Here is a 21,191-nt window from a genome sequence, read left to right as displayed (position 1 = left end):
GCGATCTTTTGATTTTCAGAAGCAAGATCAAAAGATCGCAGCGTTCCGCAGCTCCTACAGGGGATTTGCGTCGAACCAGAGTTAACAAAAACCCCTTCCACCTCGATTGCGCATCAGTCGAGGCAGAAGGGGTTTTCTTTTGCCTTCGATCTATGTCTGGCTGTCGCCTTCGTCATCCGGATCATCGGTGTCCGGCTCGTCAGTGGTCGAGTCGTCATCATCGGCGCTGCCGCCCTGCCCCTGATCACCCGGCTCCGAGTCGGACTTGGCAAGCATCAGCCCGCTATGCCCGACCTGGCCGTTAAACGCCTGCGAATCGTGATCCTCGCACTCGGCCCACGCCGTTGCGGTACCGAGGGACAGCATCACCATCACTTTCAACAACATCAAAATCCGTAGCAATCTGCTTTTCATGGCCGACTCCATCCTGTTGCGCTAAGACATGCTTGCCGGACTGGCTCCGTGTGAAATCTAGTCGCGATCCGCCCGGCTCACCACTTAGGACGCGGCAGCTAGCGGAGAAATGCTATCGGCGGACAGATTGCTTTCGAATAAAGCCAATAACTGAAACAGCTAAGCGGCGCGCGTGGCCTGCCAGGTCAGCGGAATAGAGATCAACACCAGCAGCGCACTCATCAGCCACACGCTGTGCCCGCCATACTGGCCGTAGAGCTGACCGCTGAGCACCGGCGACAACAACGCGCTGGCGCTCCAGCTCATAAAGAACAAGCCGAAGTACTGACCGCTCTTGCCGCTCTGGGCAAAGAGCATTGCCAGTACATTCAACGGCGGCATGAACAGCGCCTCGCCCAGCGTCCAGATCAGCGTCGACAGACAGACAAAAGCCAAGCCGGAACCGAACGGCAACATCCCCAATCCACAGGCCAACAGCACACTGCCAACCAGCATCTGCCAACGCCAGCCCCAACGCTCCACCGAGTGCGATAGCGGGATTTGCAAAGCGATCACCAACAGCGCATTGAGCCCGAACTGCCAGCCGATCGCTTCCGTGCTCAGGTGGTAATAATCCCGCAGATAATTGCCCAGCGTGCTGTACACCGTGTCGAATGCAATGCCGAGCACGGCCGTCGCCGCCAGCAGCCAGAGGAACGGCTTGTCCCGATACGGCACGCTTGAGCCATCGGAGGAGTTGTCTTCAAGCACCAGCACCGGTCGCCGCCACGTCGTGCGCACGAACCACAGCAACGCCAGCATCGTCATCGCCGCACTGACAAAAAACACCCACCGAAAGTCAGCCTGCGCCAACACTCCACCCGCCACCCCGGCAGCGGCCATGCCCAGATTGCGCGCAACCCGACTCAATGCTTGCGCCCGCGAGCGCTGCGCAACTTCGCAATACTCCATGATCAGCCGCTGGTGCAACGTCCGAATCGCCCCGTCGATGACACCGCTGAGCAACAGCAAACCGGCCAACCACGGCACCTGCGTCACCAGCCCCAACAGCATCAGCACCCACACCGAAACGAAAAACAGCGCCGCCGTCAGCCGCGCCGTACGCACATGATCACTGAGCCAGCCACCGAGCATCGAACCAACCAGCAAGCCAGCGCCATACGCCGAGAGCAACCAGCCGACGGTTTCAATCGCCAGCCCCAACTCCTGACGCAGGTACAACGCCATGAACAGCTTGACCATGGCGCTTAGGCGATTGATGAATAAAAGCGCTGCGAGGACCCAGGCCATGGGGGTGAAATAGCCGGTGGGGTGCAGGAAGTGGGTCAGTCCTTTGAGCATGTAACGTCCGATGGGCGCGAGGGTTTGCTGAACAGTAGACGGGTTGGATTGGAATGTCGTGGGGGTGAGGTCAGGCGACGTAAAAGCAGAGTATGGCTACGACGCTGAAGGAAAATGCCTTACAGAGAAATCACCTGACCTGGATGCAACTCCGTTTTTCACGCGGCGCTGAAGATCAAAAGCCCCTCACCCTAGCCCTCTCCCGGAGGGAGAGGGGACTGTCCGGGTTGTTCGGGCAAGGTACGCCGACCTGAAATACCGAGCCGAACTCAGGATTTGAACAGCTCATCAATCGGCTCCCTCTCCCTCGGGAGAGGGCTGGGGTGAGGGGCAGCAACAATGCAAATCAAAAGCCGAACACCCACGCTTTTCTCCACTCAATAGGCCGAGTGTCAGCTCGCCTGCTCTTGATCTTGATCCACCGGCGACGTCGGAAGGCTGAGCGGAGGGATTGATCCGGGCGTGGGAGCGCAGCGACCGTCTGGCGCAGCCAGACACAGCGGAAGGAGGTGCAGCGAAGCAAACCGGAGCCGCTGCGCCCGGATCAGTCCCGGAGCGAAGGAACCCGAGCCTGCGAGGGCCGAACGCAGGAGCAAGCCTTTTGGGTTACCTTTTTGGCGTCTGAAAAAGGTGACTCGCCGTAAGGGCGAAACCGCCTGCCGCAACACCCGCAGAAACGGATATACACCCGGCAAAAAAAAGCCCCCAAGTCTTCACCTCAGGGGCTTTCGCACAACTCAGCTCAACGCTTAATGATGCTCCCGCGTCGCGCGGAATTTCACATCCGGCCAGCGCTCTTCCATCAACGCCAGATTCACCCGCGTCGGCGCCAGATAGGTCAGATGCCCACCGCCATCCAGCGCGAGGTTCTCCACCGCCTTGTTGGAAAACTCCTCAAGCTTCTTCTTGTCATCGCACTCGATCCAGCGCGCCGAATACACAGTGATCGGCTCATACGAGCACTCGACCTTGTATTCCTCTTTCAAGCGGCTGGCGACCACATCGAACTGCAGCACACCGACGGCGCCAAGAATGATGTCGTTGCTGCGCTCGGGGAAGAACACCTGGGTCGCGCCCTCTTCCGCCAACTGCTGCAGGCCCTGACGCAACTGCTTGGATTTCAGCGGATCACGCAGACGCACGCGACGGAACAGTTCCGGGGCGAAGTGCGGAATACCGGTGAAACCGAGGACTTCGCCTTCGCTGAAGGTGTCGCCGATCTGGATCGTGCCGTGGTTGTGCAGACCGATGATGTCGCCGGCGTAGGCCTCTTCGAGCTGTTCACGCTCGGAGGAGAAGAACGTCAGGGCGTCGCCGATGCGCACGTCCTTGCCGGTGCGTACGTGGCGCATCTTCATGCCTTTTTCGTACTTGCCGGAGCAGATACGCATGAAGGCGATGCGGTCGCGGTGTTTCGGGTCCATGTTCGCCTGGATCTTGAAGATGAAGCCCGAGAACTTCTCTTCCACCGGCTCGACGGTGCGTTCGTTGGCCACCCGGGCCAGCGGACGCGGCGCCCAATCGACGACAGCATCGAGCACGTGGTCGACACCAAAATTGCCCAGCGCGGTACCGAAGAACACCGGGGTCAGTTGACCGTCGAGGAATTCCTGCTGGTTGAATTCGTGGCAGGCGCCCTGCACCAGTTCCAGCTGTTCGATGAAGCGCTCGTACTCATCGCCCAAGTGCGCGCGCGCCTCGTCGGAGTCGAGTTTTTCGATGATCTTGGTTTCGGTGCGTTCGTGGCCATGACCGGCGGTGTAGACGATGATGTAGTCGTCAGCCAGGTGGTACACGCCCTTGAAGTCGCGATAGCAACCGATCGGCCAGGTGATCGGCGCAGCCTTGATCTTCAGAACGGCTTCGATTTCGTCGAGCAGTTCGATCGGGTCGCGGATGTCACGGTCGAGTTTGTTGATGAAGCTGACGATCGGCGTATCACGCAGACGGCAGACGTCCATCAGCGCAATGGTCCGTGGCTCGACACCTTTACCGCCGTCGAGAACCATCAACGCCGAGTCCACCGCTGTCAGGGTGCGGTAGGTATCTTCGGAGAAGTCTTCGTGGCCCGGGGTGTCGAGCAGGTTGATCATGTGTTCGCGATAGGGGAACTGCATGACCGACGTGGTAATGGAAATACCCCGCTGCTTCTCCATCTCCATCCAGTCGGATGTCGCATGGCGATCGGATTTGCGGGATTTCACCGTACCGGCCACTGCGATCGCCTTGCCCATCAACAGGAGCTTTTCGGTGATCGTGGTTTTACCGGCATCGGGGTGGGAAATAATGGCGAAAGTGCGGCGTTTCGCGACTTCGGCGGCCTGTTGGGTCATGGGAAATCGCCTGGCGGTGATTCAAAAAAGGGCGGCGAGTATAGCTTAAAAAGTGATCGCCAAACCACCGTCCCTCGGCCGCGCGAAACCCGTAGGAGCTGCCGCAGGCTGCGATCTTTTGATCGTGTTTTTTACCAGCAAAGTCAAAAGATCGCAGCCTTCGACAGCTCCTACAGGTGGCCAGATGGCATCTTATGTGGGAACCTTTTAAAGCTCGGAGACGTCCATCCCCTGTTACGAATTTTCGTCAGGGGCTGAAAAATCAGCAAGTTAGCCTGACGAGGCTGCGCTCATGGCTCGCTTTCACGCCGCTTGGCCGGTGCTGGAAAACGGCTACTTTTCGCGAACGCTGACTTCGGCAACCAGAAATGGTCCTGCCACGCGGAGCAGCGCTCGCCGACTACAAAAAAAGGAGTCCGCCTGTGGCTATCCGCTATGGCAAAGGGCTGATGGGAGGTGCGGTGGTGATCGCGCTCCTGGCCCTGCTGGTCCACTGGATCGGCATCAACACGATCGAACACTACCGCGACGATTTGTTGTTTTACCTGCAAGCTCATCTGATTCTTGTCCTCGCTTCCATGCTGGCCGCCCTTGTCGTGGGCATCCCCGCCGGCATCTTCCTCAGCCGCCCGACCATGGTCGGCCGCGCCGAACGCTTCATGCAGATCTTCAATATCGGCAACACCGTGCCACCGCTGGCCGTGCTCGCGATCGCGCTGGGCATCCTCGGCATCGGCAGTGGCCCGGCAATCTTTGCGCTGTTCCTCGCCTCCCTGTTGCCGATCGTGCGCAACACCTACGAAGGCCTGAAAAATGTGCAGGGCTCGCTGAAAGAAGCCGCAGTCGGCATCGGCATGACCCCGCGCCAAGTGCTGTGGAAAGTCGAATTGCCCAACGCCGTGCCGATCATCGTCGGTGGCGTGCGTGTCGCTCTGGCCATCAACGTCGGCACCGCGCCGCTGGCGTTCCTGATCGGCGCCAACAGCCTCGGCAGCCTGATCTTCCCCGGCATCGCCCTGAACAATCAGCCGCAACTGCTGCTCGGCGCCGCGTGCACCGCGCTGCTGGCGCTGCTGCTCGATGGCGTGGTCACCCTCGCCAGCCGTCTCTGGCTGGAACGCGGTTTGCGCCCGTCTTAAGGCTCTGCGAAGGAATATTTATGAAACGACTTAGCTTGATCGTAGGCTGCCTCATGCTGTTCGCAGGAATCGCGCAAGCCGCTGAAAAACCGCTCATCCGCCTCGGCGCGCGCGTATTCACCGAGCAGACCCTGCTCGCCGAAATCACCGCGCAATACCTGCGCAGCAAAGGCTACGACGCGCAGATCACTGGCGGTCTGGGCAGCAACCTCGCTCGCAGCGCCCACGAAAGCGGCCAGTTGGACCTGCTCTGGGAATACACCGGCGTGTCGCTGGTAGCCTACAACCACGTCACGGAAAAACTCGACAGCGCGCAGTCCTACGCCCGGGTCAAAGAACTCGACGCAAAAAAAGGCCTGATCTGGCTGACGCCGTCGAAATTCAGCAACACCTACGCCCTCGCCCTCCCCAAGAAAGTGGCTGAGGAATATCCGCAGATCGGCAACATCAGCCAGCTCAACGAAGTGCTGCGCGCCGAGGCCAAGACCAATCATCTGGTGGCGCTGGATACCGAGTTCGCCAACCGCTCGGACGGTCTCGACGGCATGGTCAAGCTCTACGACATGAACCTGACCCGCAAGAACATCCGTCAGATGGACGCCGGCCTGGTCTACACCGCGCTGCGCAACGGTCAGGTGTTTGCCGGTCTGGTCTACACCACCGATGGCCGGCTCAATGCGTTCGGCCTGAAGTTGCTGGAAGACGACAAGCATTACTTCCCCGACTACACCGCAGCTCCCGTAGTGCGTCAGGCCACGCTGGACGCCAATCCGAAACTGGCCGAGCAACTCAAGCCGCTGGCTGAACTGTTCGATGACGAAACCATGCGCCAGCTCAACGCGCGGGTGGATGTCGATCACGAAAGCCCATCGTCCGTTGCCGCCGATTTCCTGCGCCAGCATCCACTGAATTAAGAGAGGAGAAGTCATGGAATTTCTGAACGCCTTTTCCCATCTCGACTGGCAGCAGGTGATGCACCTGACCTGGCAGCACATCACCCTGGTCGGCATCGCCGTGACCCTGGCGATCGTCATCGGCGTGCCGCTGGGCATTCTGATGACGCGCTTTCCGAGCCTCGCCGGCCCCTTGCAGGCCAGCGCCACGGTGCTGCTGACCGTGCCGTCGATTGCCCTGTTCGGCCTGCTGCTGCCGTTCTACTCCAAGTTCGGCCAGGGCCTGGGGCCGCTGCCGGCGATCACCGCAGTGTTCCTTTATTCGTTGCTGCCGATCATGCGCAACACCTATCTCGCCCTGACTGGCGTTGAACCGGGCATCCGTGAAGCTGCACGGGGTATCGGCATGACCTTCGGCCAGCGCCTGCGCATGGTTGAACTGCCGATTGCGGTGCCGGTGATCCTCGCCGGTGTGCGTACCGCCGTGGTGATGAACATCGGCGTAATGACCATCGCCGCGACCATCGGCGCCGGCGGCCTCGGTGTGTTGATCCTCGCCTCCATCAGCCGCAGTGACATGTCGATGCTTATCGTCGGCGCGCTGCTGGTCAGTCTTCTGGCGATTTTCGCCGATCTCGTTTTGCAGTGGCTGCAACGCTCGCTGACTCCAAAAGGACTCCTGAAATGATCGAACTTCAAAACCTCAGCAAGACCTTCCAAAGCAACGGCAAAGATGTCAAAGCCGTGGACTCGGTAAGCCTGACCGTCAATGAAGGCGAGATCTGCGTGTTCCTCGGGCCATCGGGTTGCGGCAAAAGCACCACGCTGAAAATGATCAACCGCCTGATCAAACCGACTTCGGGCAAGATCCTCATCAACGGCGAAGACACCACCGATCTCGACGAAGTGACCCTGCGCCGCAACATCGGCTATGTGATCCAGCAGATCGGTCTGTTCCCGAACATGACCATCGAAGAGAACATCGTCGTCGTGCCGAAGCTGCTCGGCTGGGACAAACAGAAATGCCACGACCGCGCTCGCGAACTGATGAGCATGATCAAGCTCGAGCCCAAGCAGTATCTGCATCGTTATCCGCGGGAACTGTCCGGTGGTCAGCAACAGCGGATCGGCGTGATCCGTGCATTGGCGGCAGATGCCCCGCTGCTGTTGATGGACGAACCGTTCGGCGCGGTCGACCCGATCAACCGCGAGATGATTCAGAACGAGTTCTTCGAGATGCAGCGCGCGCTGAACAAGACCGTGATCATGGTCAGCCACGATATCGACGAAGCCATCAAGCTGGGCGACAAGATCGCCATCTTCCGCGCCGGCAAGCTACTGCAGATCGATCATCCGGACACCCTGCTCGCGCATCCGGCAGACGACTTTGTCAGCAGTTTCGTCGGCCAGGACAGCACGCTCAAACGTCTGTTGTTGGTGAAGGCGGAAGATGCGGCGGACAACGCGCCGTCGGTGAGCCCTGAGACGCCAGTGGCCGATGCGCTGGAATTGATGGACGAGCACGACCGTCGCTATGTCGTGGTCACTTGTGCCGAGAACAAGGCACTGGGTTATGTGCGCCGTCGCGACCTGCACCGCCAGACCGGCACCTGCGCGCAATTCCTCCGTGAATTCAACGCCACGGCGGCGTACGACGAGCACCTGCGCATCCTGCTGTCGCGCATGTATGAGTTCAACCGCGCCTGGTTGCCGGTGATGGACGCCGAACGGGTGTTCCTCGGCGAGGTGACGCAGGAGTCGATTGCGGCATACCTGAGCTCGGGACGTTCGCGAGGGATGAAGACCAATATCGTCTCGCCGGCTGAGACAGTAGTGGCTTGATCTCCGATTAGCCTGCGCAAATGCAGTCCCTTGTAGGAGTGAGCCTGCTCGCGATGGCGTCATCCCGGTCGACAAATATATTGTCTGGGAAAAAGCTATCGCGAGCAGGCTCACTCCTACAGGGATCGGTGTGAATTACCGATGTTCACAGGGCGGCAAAGAATCTCAACAAGCAAACCTGCAAAAGCCGCGCAGATTCACGACTTCCCCTCTCCAAAATCCCGCTCCTGACACTCCCTCGCTGCCAACGTCGCCGATGTTGCAGTTATCAGACTTATCGACAACTTGGCTGACAAAAACCTCGAACGTGCAGATATGTTTAACACTCGAAAATTCGCCGGGAACATCTGTCCGTCATCTCGGTCGGGTACAAGGAGTGATGAACGCGACGCACGTCAGAAGCGTGCAAAAACGCGACATTTTTAGTTGATCTCACGCCCCTCACGCCCTAAAGTTCGCGCCGAACGTCCATGCTGGAAACGATCCATCCGGCTCAAGTACTGACGACGAGACAGCAAGGCCAAGGGATAGCGGCACATCTCTGGGCCTTTTTGCTTTCGGCGACATGCCTTGGGAAGTAGGCGAACCAAAGTGGGGATACGGAGGGCGTTCATGCACCCATTGTTTTTACGAGTTTGCCCATAGGAGCACCCAGCATGTCGATCCAGGTCGAAGACTATTTCGCGCGCGCTACATTCGACAAAATGAAGGCGTTCGCCGACAAACAGGAAACCCCGTTCGTGGTGATCGACACCGCGATGATCGCCCAGGCCTACGATGACCTGCGCGCCGGTTTCGAATTCGCCAAGGTCTACTATGCGGTCAAGGCCAACCCTGCCGTCGAGATCATCGACCTGCTCAAAGACAAGGGTTCGAGCTTCGACATCGCCTCGATCTACGAGCTGGACAAAGTGATGGATCGCGGCGTCAGCCCGGACCGCATCAGCTACGGCAACACCATCAAGAAATCCAAGGACATCCGCTACTTCTTTGATAAGGGTGTGCGTCTGTTCTCCACCGACTCCGAAGCCGACCTGCGCAACATCGCCAAGGCTGCACCGGGTTCGAAAGTCTATGTACGTATTCTGACTGAAGGCTCGACCACGGCTGACTGGCCGCTGTCGCGCAAGTTCGGCTGCCAGACCGACATGGCCATGGACCTGCTGATCCTCGCCCGTGACCTCGGTCTGGTGCCGTACGGCATCTCCTTCCACGTCGGCTCGCAACAGCGCGACATCAGCGTCTGGGACGCGGCGATCGCCAAGGTCAAAGTGATCTTCGAGCGCCTGAAAGAAGAAGACGGCATTCATCTGAAGCTGATCAACATGGGCGGTGGCTTCCCGGCCAACTACATCACCCGCACCAACAGCCTGGAAACCTACGCCGAAGAAATCATCCGCTTCCTCAAGGAAGACTTCGGTGATGATCTGCCGGAAATCATCCTCGAGCCGGGCCGTTCGCTGATCGCCAACGCCGGCATCCTGGTCAGCGAAGTGGTGCTGGTTGCGCGCAAATCGCGCACCGCTGTCGAGCGCTGGGTGTACACCGATGTGGGCAAGTTCTCCGGCCTGATCGAAACCATGGACGAAGCGATCAAGTTCCCGATCTGGACCGAGAAGAAAGGCGAGATGGAAGAAGTCGTCATCGCCGGCCCGACCTGCGACAGCGCCGACATCATGTATGAGAACTACAAGTACGGTCTGCCGCTGAACCTGGCGATTGGTGATCGTCTGTACTGGTTGTCGACCGGTGCTTATACAACCAGTTACAGCGCGGTTGAGTTCAACGGGTTTCCGCCGTTGAAGTCGTTTTACGTGTAAGAACCTAAGCCGCAACGCAAAACGCCCATGATGAGTCATGGGCGTACTTAAGGGTTATTTTATATCCAGCTTTAAATCCAGCTACTCAAGCCGACTCAATATAGGAAGCAAATCTTCCGGCAACGTGGGAATATGCGCGAGAATTTTGGTGCGGCGTTCTTTTGCACTCATTTGACCGAAAAATTGATTCATTGCCTCGTTAACTTGACGTTCCCAGAAAAGTTTTCCGTGGACATAGTCCTTCAATTGCATTGTAACTGAGGACTGCAGAGCTGTCGTAAGCATCGTCTGAAAATCAGACATGATTCTCTGTGGTTCTAGATAAGCATCCCATTGATTCAGTATATTTAAAATATCACCATCATTTTGGACGGTGGCCAAGCTTTCAAATGATGCCAAGCTTTCTTTGAAGCCCCTGGCTCGCAGCCCCTCCCAAAGGGGAGTTACAACTTTCCATGCAACGCCATGTCTGACATATGAGGGCAAAGCACTCAAGATCCTGTTATCAAATAACTGTTTATCACCGCCAATTTTTGCTCGCTGCCTCTCTGGTAAAGCCAGCCAAATCTCGTCAGGAACAATTAGATAATTTTCAATACAAAATCGTGGGAGTATAATAAGATTCGGCAATTCAAGCGAATATCTCGCCAGCATGACAGAGTCCCACTCATCTCTATCGACAAGGCCTAACCAGCTTCGCTCCAGAGACAGCAACTCCCGAACACGCCGCTTATTTCCGGCAGAAACCACTACCCAGTTGCGCTCCCAATCCTGAACATGAAAAGCATTCAACAATAAAGACATCGCCTCAACATCATCGACGCCCTCTACTAGAAAAATGGATTTACTATGGTTTGGCGCGTAACGCTCAATTATTTTTTTTCTCTGCTCCTCAGGACTCATCAGTACCTCCGAGCAGAACACGATGACCAACGGTTTCATAACGACTCCACACATCAGGCATGTGTGAAGTTATAATTAACTGACCACCGTTATCATCGACAATCTGTTCAATCCGGGCGAGCAAACTTATTGCCAAAGAAGGATGCAAATACAGATCAGGCTCATCTATCAGTACAATTCCGCCTTTCTCCATCCAGCGACCCAACTGAAAAAGCAAAATTAATACCTGGTGTTCTCCAGAGCTCAAATCATCTAGAGTTATTATTTCTCCGTCTTCTGTAAGTACCTGAATTCTATTTTCACCTAGGACCACGGTTTTCAGTATCAATTTCCCGACTAGAAATCCATTCATTGCATCAACAATTCGTTCAAACATCGCATTGGATGCTGTCTTCACTGAGAGCAAAGATTCCTCCAGTTGGCCATCACCTCTTTCGGTAGGTCTATAACGGGATATCCAACGCTGCTGTAGGACCTCAGGTTTTATTTCACCACGCTTCCCCTTCGCTACAACCCACCTACGACTATCCGCATCCAAGAAAATCAGATTTGGTATCCTGCTGGGTTCTGGAGAAACCAACATTCTTTGTCGTTCAAGCGTCCATTGAGTAAACCATTCTTCCTCCTGAGGAAGCTCCAACACATGAGAAACTATTTTCTTTTTATCAAATTGCATTAATTCGCCGACAACCGCTGCGCCGGGCCAAGCTTTTTTTATTTGCCCTATAGAGTTTTCATCGCCGTTCACCAATAGAAGCTTTTCCTTCAAGTACGGCAAATCCTCTAGAACTAACACTACGCTTCCATAACCAAAAGCTTTCAACATCGCCTCGGTTTGCGCAGCAGTTGATTTGGCTCGCTTATTCAGCCAGAAGCCAAACATATTCCACATAATTGCGACTACACTGATAAGCGTTGTCTTACCGCAACCATTCGGACCACTAATCAGTATACGACTAGCCGTTTCGCCACTCCACTCATCTGAAAAATCAAAAGACTGGGTACCTAGCACGCCAAGCCTTGATATATGAATCTCACGAATTTTCATTAATCGGCCACCCTTTAACCACATACCACGTCAAATACGAAAAATCATTTCTTAAACCTCGGAAATGATTCTCAAATTATACTTCCTTGCATATTCGACTATTAAAATCTCCATCATTGACGCAACAGATCGCCGCTCCTGATCAGCCGCCATTTTAAGCAAATACTTGATTTCGGAAGAAGTTCGAATTGAAATTGTTTCGTTTTTTATACGAGACATGCGAGTGCCTAAGCTTAAATCATGTAGCGCAAATGTACTGCCTTTTGCACGCACAGCCTAGCGATTTGCCGGACACCCCGATTTGTTTAACCCCAGCTCACGTGATGTACCTTTATGTTACTCGAGTCAAAGCTTCTGCTTTTTTTAGGAACGCTTGGGCCATCGTCTTGAATTGCGGGCAGGAAATTCGGCATAGTTCATTTCCAGCCACCCGTAGAAAATGCGGACTCCCCCCGGCCAAGGCTTTTTCAAGCCAATCCACCGCCTCCTCAACCCGCCCCTCAGCCGCCAGCACCGCCGCATAACTGAATTGCCCACGAAAATCCCCACCCTCAGCCGAGCGCCGATACCACTCGCGCGCCGCCAGCGGATCCGCCGGACACACCTGCCCTTCCTCCAGATAGCGCCCCAGCAGATTCATCGATTTGGCATGGCCCAACTCAGCCGCGCGCCGATACAACGCCAACGCCTGCCGATGATCAACCGTCACCCCGCGACCGGTCGCTAGCAGATTGGCAAGGTTGTACATCGCCCAATCCAGCCCGGCTTCTGCGGCGATCCGATAATGCTGCGCCGCGATCGAGGCATCCGCCGCACAACCCCAACCATGCTCATGGCAACGCCCGAGCATGTTGCGCGCCATCAGATGCCCGCGCCCGGCGGCGATGCCGAACCAGCGCAGCGCCAGCGCTTGATCCTGCGCGATGCCCTGGCCATCGAGCAGGATCTGCCCGAGCAGCGCCTGCGCTTCAACCTCGCCCTCACCCGCCGCCAGCAAAATCGCCTGCGCCGCTCGAGCCGGGCTTTCTTCAAGCATCGCCGCCAACCCGGCGGCATCGAGGACTTCCTCGCGGCGTAGCAGGAAACTCATACCTCGACCCAACGCCGCAGCAGGTTGTGATACGTGCCGGTGAGGCGGATCAGCGAAGGGTGATCGGGAACGTCCTGAGTGAGCTGCTGAATCGCCGCGTCCATCTCGAACAACAACGCGCGCTGACTGTCTTCGCGCACCAGGCTTTGCGTCCAGAAAAACGACGCATAACGCGCGCCGCGAGTGACCGCATTGACCTTGTGCAAACTGGTGCCCGGATACAACACCATGTCGCCGGCCGGCAACTTCACTCGCTGGCTGCCGTAGGTGTCCTGAATCTCCAGCTCGCCGCCGTCGTAATCTTCCGGCTCGCTGAAAAACAGCGTCGCCGACAGATCGGTACGCACCCGCTCGATGCTGCCCTTGGGCTGGCGTACGGCATTGTCGATATGGAAATCGAAACTGCCGCCGGCGGTGTAACAGTTCACCAAGGGTGGAAAGACTTTGTGCGGCAATGCGGCGGACATGAACAGCGGATTTTTCCACAGCCGCTCAAGCATCGCCGCGCCGATTTCCTTGGCCAGCGGATGGCCTTCGGGCAATTGCAGGTTGTGCTTGGCCTTGGCCGACTGGAAGCCGGCAGTGATCTTGCCATCGGCCCAGTCCGCCTGCTCCAGAGCCTGGCGGATGCGCTGCACTTCGTCTTTTGCGAACAGCCCGGGAATGTGCAGCAGCATGGCGATGTCACCTGATGGCAAGAAGGCGGCAATGGTATTGATTCTTATTGACCGTGTAAAACCCGCGAGACGAACGAACAGGCAAAAACCGTAAGGGCAAATTGTAAAGAATGTAAATTCAATGCGAATAACAATGTTTCGCAATTGATACGAATACCTGTTTACCCTATATTCCGCCGCCTCAAATCCTTGGGGAGGGGAATAAAAATGGCACGTCAACACGCACAACTACCGGTCAGTTCACCACGTCTGCTCGCCTCGGCAATCGGTGTCGCCATCAGCGCCGGCTCCGCTGGCCAAATGGTCTTCGCAGTGGAAAAGACCGAGAGCAAAGCTTCCGGCAATGCCATTGCCCTGGACGCCACCGCCATCACCGGCGAAGCCCAGGATTCGACCTCCTACCAGGTCGAAAAAGCCTCCTCACCCAAGTACACCGCGCCGCTGGTCGACACGCCGCGCTCGGTCACGGTGATTCCGCAACAAGTGCTCAAGGACACCGGCGCGCTGAATATGCAGGACGCCTTGCGTACCGTGCCGGGCATCACCTTCGGTGCCGGTGAAGGTGGCAACCCCCAGGGCGATCGTCCGTTCATTCGTGGCTTCGACGCTCAGGGCGATACCTACCTCGACGGCGTGCGTGACACCGGTTCGCAGAGCCGCGAGATCTTCGCCGTGGAAAACATCGAAGTCAGCAAAGGCCCGAACTCGGCGATTGGCGGTCGTGGCGCAGCCGGTGGCAGCATCAACCTGGTGAGCAAGAAAGCGCACCTGGGCAACTCGTTCGACGGCGGCTTCACCTACGGCTCCGACCAGACCCAGCGCTACACCCTCGACGGCAACTACCAGTTCAGCGACAGCGCTGCCGGTCGTCTCAACCTGATGAGCCATGAGAGCAACGTCGCCAGTCGCGACAAGGTCGATTACGACCGTTGGGGCATCGCGCCGTCCCTGGCCTTTGGCCTGGGCACCGATACCCGCGTCAACCTCGACTACTACCATCTGGAAAGCAACGACACCCCGGATTCGGGCATCCCGTACACCATCCCAGCCGGTGGTTCCGGCGCACGCACCAAGTCCAATCCGGACAAGCCGTACGCCGGTGGCGATCACGACAACTTCTACGGTCTGGATCGCGATTTCCGCAAGGGCCGCACCGACACCGCGACCTTCGCCATCGAGCACGACCTGAACGATGCGCTGACCATCAAGAACACCCTGCGCCACGGCAGCAGCATGCAGGATTACATCCTCACCCAGCCGGACGACAGCAAGGGCAACGTCAACAATGGCAGCGTCTGGCGTCGCGTCAACACGCGGGTGAGCAACACCGAAACCACCACCAACCAGACAGACCTGTTCGGCACCTTTTACGTGGCCGGTTTCAAGAACAGTTTCTCCACCGGTGTCGAATACACCCGTGAGCAGAGCGAGAAATCCTCGTACAACGTCAACACCGACACCACGCCGCGCACCAGCGCCGTCACCACCAACTGCAACCCGGGCCTGATCGGCGCGGCCAGCGGTTACAACTGCACCTCGCTGTCGAACCCGAATCCGAACGACCCGTGGAACGGCGCAATCTCGCGCAACTACGCCGGCACTGACACCCAGGCCGACACCTACGCGCTGTACGTGTTCGACACGCTGGAGTTGTCCGAGCAGTGGCTGGTGAACATGGGCCTGCGTTACGACCACTTCGACACCGATTACAAGACCTACAACGCCGCTGGCCGCACCACCTCCAAGGGCGATGACACCAGCGAGTTCGTCACCGGCCAGTTCGGCGTGGTCTACAAGCCGGCGGAAAACGGCAGCATCTACGCCTCCTATGCGACCTCGGCGACGCCGCCGGGCAACACCTTGGGCGAAGGTCAGGAAGGTAACCCGCTGGGCGGCACGCCGGATCGCAGCGGCAATCTGCTGAGCAGCGACATGGAGCCGGAGACCACCAAGAACTACGAAATCGGCACCAAGTGGGATCTGCTCAATGATCGCCTGTCGCTGACCGCCGACATCTTCCGCACCGAGAAGGAAAACGCTCGCGTGCAAGTCGATACCAGTTCCTACGAGAACGCCGGCAAGACCCGCGTACAAGGCTTCGAACTGTCGGCCAGCGGCAAGATCACCGACAAGTGGCAGTTGTTTGCCGGTTACGCGTTCATGGATAGCGAACAGGTTGACGGTGGCCCGCTGGGTCGCGCCAACGACGGCAACGACCTGCCGAACACACCGAAAAACAGCGCCAGCCTGTGGACCACGTATCAGGTCACACCAAAGCTGACCATCGGTGGTGGCGCGTTCTACGTCGACGACGTCTATGGCAGTGTGGCTAACACGACAATGGTCGATTCCTATGTGCGTTACGACGCGATGGCAGCCTACAAGCTGACCAAGAATGTCGACCTGCAACTCAACGTGCAGAACCTGACCGACGAAACCTATTACGACAAAGCCTTCTCGACCCACTTCGCCAATCAGGCGGCGGGACGGACGGCGCTGTTGAGCACCAATTTCCACTTCTGACGATTTGGAACCTGTGGGAGCGAGCCTGCTCGCGAAGCAATCTTTCAGCAACATCGATGCTGACTGACACACCGCTTTCGCGAGCAGGCTCGCTCCCACAGGGAATGTGCCGCGAGGCTCGGCCCCGTTCATTCAGTTGAACGGGGCTTTTGTGTGTTACGCAAAACGCTTCTTGATAACCCACGGCATAATGCGCGCCGTGATGACAATTTCCGAATGGACGGCGAGTGACGTGTTGAAGAAAACCCTGTTCCAGTTGCACTGGTTTTTTGGCATCACCGCGGGGCTGGTGCTGGCCCTGATGGGCATCACCGGCGCGGCCTATTCGTTTCAGGACGAGATCCTGCGCGCGCTGAATCCGTCCGTTCTGCAGGTGGAAAAGCAGGCCGCCGGCGTGTTGCCGCCAGTTGAATTGGTCGAGCGCATCGAAGCCGCGTCCGGCAAGAAAGTCGCCATGCTCTGGGTCGAAACCGACAGCGGCCACGCCGCACGGGCCTACTTCACCCCACCCAAAGGCGAACGGCGTGGCGAGATGCGCTACTTCGATCCGTACACCGCCGAGTTCCAGGGCGACGCCACCGGTCAGGACTTCTTCGGCCTGATGCTGCAACTGCACCGCTTCCTCGCCATGGGCGACACCGGGCGCAACATTACCGGCGCCTGCACCTTGATGCTGCTGTTCTTCTGCCTCTCCGGCCTTTATCTGCGCTGGCCACGCCAGTGGAACAGCTGGCGCGTGTGGTTGACGCTAGACTGGAAAAAGAAGGGCCGCGCGTTCAATTGGGATCTGCACTCGGTGGCCGGCACCTGGTGTTTGCTGGTGTATCTGCTGCTGGCATTGACCGGATTGTCCTGGTCGTACGAGTGGTACAACAAAGGCCTGACCCGACTGCTTTCCGACGCGCCGCAAAACGAGCGCGTGCGCGGCGGTCGCGGACCGGCGCCAGAAGGCCCGGCATCGACGGCCGACTACGCGGCGATGTGGAGCAGCATCTACAGCGCTGCCGGCCCGGGTCTGGCGGCGTACAACATCCGCATGCCAGCGGTGGCCGGCCAGCCGGCGACGGTGTTCTACCTGCTCGACAGCTCGCCCCATGACCGCGCGCTGAACCAGATCACTCTCGACCCGGCCACCGGCGTGGTCAAACGCGTCGACCGCTATGCCGACAAGAGCTTCAAGGCACAACTGCTGACCAGCATTTACGCGCTGCACGTCGGCAGCTATTTTGGCCTCGTCGGGCGGATCATCGTGACGATGGCGGCGGTGTGCATGCCGCTGTTTTTCATCACTGGCTGGCTGCTGTATCTGGATCGCCGGCGCAAGAAAAAGCAGATCAAGGATGCCCGCCAAGGCCTCGCACAACCGACCGCTGATGCGTCGGCATGGCTGATCGGCTTCGCCAGCCAGAGCGGTTTCGCCGAGCAACTGGCGTGGCAGACCGCCGGGCAATTGCAGGCCGCCGGACTGCCGGTCAACGTGCAGCCCCTGGCCAATCTCAGCGAACAGGATCTGCGCGATTCGAACAATGCGTTGTTCGTGGTCAGCACCTTCGGCGACGGCGAAGCACCGGACAGCGCCCGTGGTTTCGAACGCAAAGTGCTGGCCAAGGCCTCGACGCTCGACGGCCTCAACTACGCCGTGCTCGGCCTCGGCGATCGGCAGTACGCGCACTTCTGCGGCTTCGCCAAACGCTTGCATCAATGGCTCGGCGAACACGGCGGCAAAACCATGTTCGCCCCGGTGGAAGTCGACAGCGGCGATCCTTACGCGCTGCGCCACTGGCAAACGCAACTCGGCCAGCTGACCGGACAGGCGCCGAGCGAAACCTGGCAAGCGCCCAGCTACGACAACTGGACACTGGTCCGCCGCGAACTGATGAACCCCGACAGCAGCGGTGCGCCGGTCTATCTGCTCGGCCTCAAGGCCCCGGACACCCGAAGCTGGCTGGCCGGTGACCTGGTCGAAGTGCTGCCGCGCAATTGCCCGTGGGCCATCGAACATTTTCTCGACGGCCTCGGTATTCGTGGCGAAACTCCGGTCAAGGTCAACGGCATCGACGAGCCGCTGGAAGTGGCACTCGCCTCACGCCAGTTGCCCGAGCACCGCGCGCATCTGGTCGGCCTGCACGCGCAATCGCTGGTCGATGCGATGGTGCCGCTAGCCCTGCGCGAATACTCCATCGCCTCGATCGCCGCCGACGGCGTGCTGGAGCTGATCGTGCGTCAGGAACAGCACAACGACGGCAGCCTCGGCATCGGCTCCGGCTGGCTCACCGAGCATGCGCCTGTGGGCGGCAGCATCACTTTGCGGGTGCGACGCAACAGTGGTTTCCATCTGCCGAACGAGCCGGTGCCGATGATCCTGCTGGGCAACGGCACCGGCCTCGCCGGCCTGCGCAGCTTGCTCAAGGCACGCATTGCCGACGGCCAGCAACGGCAGTGGCTGCTGTTCGGCGAGCGCAACCGCGAGCACGACTTCCTCTGCCGCGCCGAGCTGGAAGAGTGGCTGGTCAATGGTGATCTGGCGCGCCTGGATCTGGCGTTCTCCCGGGATCAGGCCGAGAAGATTTATGTGCAGGATCGCTTGCGTGAGTCAGCGGATGAATTGAAGAAATGGTTGGCTGATGGTGCCGTCATCTATATCTGCGGCAGCCTTCAAGGGATGGCCTCAGGCGTAGACCAGGCTCTCAACGATATCCTCGGCAGCGCCGAAGTCGAACGCCTGATCGAACAGGGCCGCTATCGCCGCGACGTTTACTGACGCCTGCGAGAAGCCCCTCACCCTAGCCCTCTCCCGGAGGGAGAGGGGACCGATTGGGGGATGCGCGAGATCGACGCCGACCTGAGCGCTCTTCGCCGAATCCAAAGCCATAATCACCTCGGTCTTCCAGGTCGATGCATGACGCAAGACACATCGGTCAGCTCCCTCTCCCTCTGGGAGAGGGCTGGGCGGGCGGCGTTCCGATGAGGGAAATGGGCTACGGTTAAATCTCCAGTCAACTTCACAAGGACCGTGAAGCCATGCCAAGCCGCCCCACCCTCGCCCAATTCGCCCGCCAGTTACGCACCAACCAGACAGATTGCGAACACCTGCTCTGGCAGCGTCTGCGTTCCCGGCAGATCGCCAACCTGAAGTTTCGTCGACAGTTTGCATGTCCGCCGTATGTGCTGGATTTTTATTGTGTGGAGTTGAGGTTGGCGATCGAGCTGGATGGGGGGCAACACTATGAAACGGCCGGGATGATTCACGACCGGCGCCGGTCGAACTTCCTGTATCTACAAGGCATTGAAGTCGTGCGATTCAGTAATCTTGAGGTGCTTCAGCAGATGGACGATGTGTTGGAGCAGATCATCAGAGTTGCGGCAGACCGGAGAATGCCCTCACCCTAACCCTCTCCCAGAGGGAGAGGGGACCGATTGGGGGATGCTGGAGATCGACGCCGACCTGAGCGTTCTTCGCCGAATCCAAAGCCATAATCCCCGCGGTCTCCCAGGTCGATGCATGACACAAGACACCTCGGTCGGCCCCCTCTCCCTCCGGGAGAGGGCTGGGGTGAGGGGCTTTTGATCTGGAATAATTAAACAGGCTGCAACTTCTGTTCAAACACCGCCACCCCATCCAGATCCCGCAACACCACACTCATCTCGCCACTCTGCGCTTCGATATTCACCTCACCGAAAAACTGAAACCCGGCAAACGGCGAGGTGTTTTGCGCGGGCGGCGCCTTCTCGAAAACGACCTCAGGCCCGAACGTCTTGTCCAACGGATTCGGCCCGAAACTGCCGGCATTCAGCGGCCCGGCGACGAATTCCCAGAACGGCTCGAAATCCTGAAACGCGGCGCGATCCGGGTGATAGTGATGCGCCGCGCAGTAATGCACATCCGCCGTCAAAAACACGAAATTGCGCACCTGCCGCGCGCGCAGGAATCCGAGCAATTCGGCAATTTCCAGCTCGCGCCCCTGTGCAGGTCCAGGGTCGCCATTGGCCACCGCTTCCCAACGTGCAACGCCCGGGCTGACCTCGCCGTCCGGGACGCCAAGGCCGATGGGCATGTCGGCGGCGATGACCTTCCACTGCGCCTTCGACGCCTGCAATTCGCGCTTGAGCCAGTCCAGTTGCTCGCGGCCGAGAAACGGTTTTGCCGCGCCGAGGTTGGCATCGTTGGCTTCGCGATAGCTGCGCATATCCAGCACGAACACATCGAGCATTGGTCCGTAGCTGAGCTTGCGATAAATCCGCCCGCCACCGTCCGCCGCTTGCAAACGCATCGGCGCATATTCGAGCCACGCCTGCCGCGCGCGGCCGACCAGTTTGTGGATATCTTTCTCCTGATAACGCTCATCCAGCTGTTTGCCCGGTGACCAGTTGTTGACCACTTCGTGGTCGTCCCACTGCCAGATCTGCGGCACTTCGGCGTTGAAGCGGCGGATGTTTTCGTCCATCAGGTTGTAGCGATAGTTGCCGCGATAGTCGTCGAGAGTCTGCGCGACTTTGCTCTTGGCTTCGGTGGTGACATTGCGCCAGATGCGCCCACTTTCGGTGGTCAGTTGCGCAGGCACCGGGCCGTCGGCGTAGATGGTGTCGCCGCTGTGGATAAAGAAGTCCGGCAGGCGCAGGCGCATGGCTTCGTAAATGCGCATGCCGCCGATGTCCGGGTTGATGCCGAAACCCTGGCCGACGGTATCCCCGCTCCAGACAAAACGGAGGTCACGCCTGGCCGTCGGCACGCTGCGCAGATGGCCGAACCACGGTTCGCTGGCAACGCCGCTCTGGGCGTCTTCGAAGTGCACGCGATAGAAGATTGCCTGGTTGGCCGGCAGGCCGGTGAGTTCGACGCGGGCGGTGAAATCGCTGCGCGCATCGGCCAGTGGCGAGACGAATTTGCGCGGGTTGCCGAACAGGCTGCCGGTATCCCACTCGACCACCATGCGCGCCGGGCGATCGCTGCGGCTCCAGATCATCGCGCGGTCGCCGAGCAGGTCGCCGGACTGCACGCCGTCGGTGAGCTGCGGACGATCCTTGACCGAGGCAATCACCGCCGGCGCCAGCCCCGGCAGCAACAGCCCGGCGCCCACCGCCTGCATGACGCGACGCCGGCCGAGGTTGAAATCGCTCATGGTGTTCTCCCTGCAAAAGGGAAAACTTAAGCACGGCTGTATGAATCC

Annotated in this window: 16 protein-coding genes; 8 read left to right on the top strand and 8 right to left on the bottom strand. The window is 58.6% G+C overall.

The features are described from left to right. Window positions 1-150: 150 nt before the first annotated feature. The 3 genes from J2Y90_RS09950 to J2Y90_RS09940 form a co-directional block, all read right to left on the bottom strand. Window positions 151-414, bottom strand: a complete 264-nt coding sequence (locus tag J2Y90_RS09950; RefSeq protein ID WP_253498986.1) for a hypothetical protein — start codon at window positions 412-414, stop codon at window positions 151-153. Between the two features lie 159 nt (window positions 415-573). Then, on the bottom strand, window positions 574-1,755 hold the full coding sequence (locus tag J2Y90_RS09945) for an MFS transporter (RefSeq protein WP_253498983.1): 1,182 nt from the start codon (window positions 1,753-1,755) through the stop codon (window positions 574-576). A gap of 749 nt (window positions 1,756-2,504) precedes the next feature. Further along, the gene (locus J2Y90_RS09940; RefSeq protein WP_016771727.1) at window positions 2,505-4,088 is read right to left on the bottom strand and encodes a peptide chain release factor 3; all 1,584 of its coding nucleotides are present in this window, start codon (window positions 4,086-4,088) and stop codon (window positions 2,505-2,507) included. Between the two features lie 449 nt (window positions 4,089-4,537). Here J2Y90_RS09940 and J2Y90_RS09935 point away from each other — a divergent pair, with 449 nt between their 5' ends. From J2Y90_RS09935 to J2Y90_RS09915, 5 genes are all read left to right on the top strand, one after another. Further along, window positions 4,538-5,227, top strand: a complete 690-nt coding sequence (locus J2Y90_RS09935; RefSeq protein ID WP_172667905.1) for an ABC transporter permease — start codon at window positions 4,538-4,540, stop codon at window positions 5,225-5,227. Between the two features lie 20 nt (window positions 5,228-5,247). Further along, a complete protein-coding gene (locus J2Y90_RS09930; protein ID WP_253498980.1) occupies window positions 5,248-6,141 on the top strand; it encodes a glycine betaine ABC transporter substrate-binding protein in 894 nt (297 codons plus the stop codon). A 13-nt stretch (window positions 6,142-6,154) separates the two neighbouring features. Further along, window positions 6,155-6,808: an ABC transporter permease gene (locus J2Y90_RS09925; protein WP_042608800.1), complete on the top strand. Its 654-nt coding sequence runs from the start codon at window positions 6,155-6,157 to the stop codon at window positions 6,806-6,808. Beyond that, window positions 6,805-7,962 carry an osmoprotectant ABC transporter ATP-binding protein OsmV gene (locus J2Y90_RS09920; RefSeq protein ID WP_253498977.1) on the top strand — a complete coding sequence of 386 codons (1,158 nt, stop codon included), beginning with the start codon at window positions 6,805-6,807 and terminating at the stop codon, window positions 7,960-7,962. The genes J2Y90_RS09925 and J2Y90_RS09920 overlap by 4 nt, the downstream gene beginning before the upstream one ends. A gap of 656 nt (window positions 7,963-8,618) precedes the next feature. Then, window positions 8,619-9,782, top strand: a complete 1,164-nt coding sequence (locus J2Y90_RS09915) for a type III PLP-dependent enzyme (RefSeq protein WP_253498974.1) — start codon at window positions 8,619-8,621, stop codon at window positions 9,780-9,782. Window positions 9,783-9,863: 81 nt separating this feature from the next. Here J2Y90_RS09915 and J2Y90_RS09910 read toward each other — a convergent pair whose 3' ends face one another. The 4 genes from J2Y90_RS09910 to J2Y90_RS09895 all read right to left on the bottom strand — a co-directional run bounded on the left by J2Y90_RS09910 (window position 9,864) and on the right by J2Y90_RS09895 (window position 13,500). Next, window positions 9,864-10,724, bottom strand: coding sequence for a DUF4435 domain-containing protein (locus J2Y90_RS09910; RefSeq protein ID WP_253498971.1), 861 nt, complete (start codon window positions 10,722-10,724; stop codon window positions 9,864-9,866). Then, window positions 10,675-11,733 (bottom strand): ATP-binding protein, encoded by a 1,059-nt coding sequence (locus J2Y90_RS09905; RefSeq protein ID WP_253498968.1) that lies wholly within the window; start codon window positions 11,731-11,733, stop codon window positions 10,675-10,677. Before J2Y90_RS09905 ends, J2Y90_RS09910 begins: the two co-directional genes overlap by 50 nt. Window positions 11,734-12,064: 331 nt before the next feature. Next, window positions 12,065-12,823, bottom strand: coding sequence for a tetratricopeptide repeat protein (locus tag J2Y90_RS09900; protein WP_253498965.1), 759 nt, complete (start codon window positions 12,821-12,823; stop codon window positions 12,065-12,067). Further along, window positions 12,820-13,500, bottom strand: coding sequence for a Fe2+-dependent dioxygenase (locus tag J2Y90_RS09895; RefSeq protein WP_065615770.1), 681 nt, complete (start codon window positions 13,498-13,500; stop codon window positions 12,820-12,822). The genes J2Y90_RS09900 and J2Y90_RS09895 overlap by 4 nt, the downstream gene beginning before the upstream one ends. 207 nt (window positions 13,501-13,707) lie before the next feature. Here J2Y90_RS09895 and J2Y90_RS09890 point away from each other — a divergent pair, with 207 nt between their 5' ends. The 3 genes from J2Y90_RS09890 to J2Y90_RS09880 all read left to right on the top strand — a co-directional run bounded on the left by J2Y90_RS09890 (window position 13,708) and on the right by J2Y90_RS09880 (window position 19,413). Beyond that, window positions 13,708-16,023, top strand: a complete 2,316-nt coding sequence (locus J2Y90_RS09890) for a TonB-dependent receptor (RefSeq protein ID WP_253498962.1) — start codon at window positions 13,708-13,710, stop codon at window positions 16,021-16,023. A 232-nt stretch (window positions 16,024-16,255) separates the two neighbouring features. Then, window positions 16,256-18,784: a PepSY domain-containing protein gene (locus J2Y90_RS09885; RefSeq protein WP_253505112.1), complete on the top strand. Its 2,529-nt coding sequence runs from the start codon at window positions 16,256-16,258 to the stop codon at window positions 18,782-18,784. A gap of 260 nt (window positions 18,785-19,044) precedes the next feature. Continuing rightward, the gene (locus J2Y90_RS09880; RefSeq protein ID WP_253498959.1) at window positions 19,045-19,413 is read left to right on the top strand and encodes an endonuclease domain-containing protein; all 369 of its coding nucleotides are present in this window, start codon (window positions 19,045-19,047) and stop codon (window positions 19,411-19,413) included. 188 nt (window positions 19,414-19,601) lie between these two features. Here J2Y90_RS09880 and J2Y90_RS09875 read toward each other — a convergent pair whose 3' ends face one another. Beyond that, a complete protein-coding gene (locus J2Y90_RS09875; protein ID WP_253498956.1) occupies window positions 19,602-21,143 on the bottom strand; it encodes an alkaline phosphatase D family protein in 1,542 nt (513 codons plus the stop codon). Window positions 21,144-21,191: the final 48 nt, after the last annotated feature.

It is taken from the genome of Pseudomonas koreensis (genome assembly GCF_024169245.1).
Classification (GTDB): Bacteria; Pseudomonadota; Gammaproteobacteria; order Pseudomonadales; family Pseudomonadaceae; genus Aquipseudomonas; species Aquipseudomonas koreensis_F.
The sequence above is the reverse complement of the archived record's forward strand: the minus strand, read 5'-3'. Positions and strand labels throughout refer to the sequence as shown.

Bases quoted from the DNA above. Each gene is read 5' to 3' on its own strand.
- J2Y90_RS09900 (WP_253498965.1), bottom strand. From the start codon at position 12,823: ATGAGTTTCCTGCTACGCCGCGAGGAAGTCCTCGATGCCGCCGGGTTG.
- J2Y90_RS09880 (WP_253498959.1), top strand. From the start codon at position 19,045: ATGCCAAGCCGCCCCACCCTCGCCCAATTCGCCCGCCAGTTACGCACC.
- J2Y90_RS09915 (WP_253498974.1), top strand. From the start codon at position 8,619: ATGTCGATCCAGGTCGAAGACTATTTCGCGCGCGCTACATTCGACAAA.
- J2Y90_RS09945 (WP_253498983.1), bottom strand. From the start codon at position 1,755: ATGCTCAAAGGACTGACCCACTTCCTGCACCCCACCGGCTATTTCACC.
- J2Y90_RS09950 (WP_253498986.1), bottom strand. From the start codon at position 414: ATGAAAAGCAGATTGCTACGGATTTTGATGTTGTTGAAAGTGATGGTG.
- J2Y90_RS09890 (WP_253498962.1), top strand. From the start codon at position 13,708: ATGGCACGTCAACACGCACAACTACCGGTCAGTTCACCACGTCTGCTC.
- J2Y90_RS09925 (WP_042608800.1), top strand. From the start codon at position 6,155: ATGGAATTTCTGAACGCCTTTTCCCATCTCGACTGGCAGCAGGTGATG.
- J2Y90_RS09920 (WP_253498977.1), top strand. From the start codon at position 6,805: ATGATCGAACTTCAAAACCTCAGCAAGACCTTCCAAAGCAACGGCAAA.
- J2Y90_RS09895 (WP_065615770.1), bottom strand. From the start codon at position 13,500: ATGCTGCTGCACATTCCCGGGCTGTTCGCAAAAGACGAAGTGCAGCGC.
- J2Y90_RS09910 (WP_253498971.1), bottom strand. From the start codon at position 10,724: ATGAAACCGTTGGTCATCGTGTTCTGCTCGGAGGTACTGATGAGTCCT.
- J2Y90_RS09905 (WP_253498968.1), bottom strand. From the start codon at position 11,733: ATGAAAATTCGTGAGATTCATATATCAAGGCTTGGCGTGCTAGGTACC.
- J2Y90_RS09935 (WP_172667905.1), top strand. From the start codon at position 4,538: ATGGGAGGTGCGGTGGTGATCGCGCTCCTGGCCCTGCTGGTCCACTGG.
- J2Y90_RS09875 (WP_253498956.1), bottom strand. From the start codon at position 21,143: ATGAGCGATTTCAACCTCGGCCGGCGTCGCGTCATGCAGGCGGTGGGC.
- J2Y90_RS09940 (WP_016771727.1), bottom strand. From the start codon at position 4,088: ATGACCCAACAGGCCGCCGAAGTCGCGAAACGCCGCACTTTCGCCATT.
- J2Y90_RS09930 (WP_253498980.1), top strand. From the start codon at position 5,248: ATGAAACGACTTAGCTTGATCGTAGGCTGCCTCATGCTGTTCGCAGGA.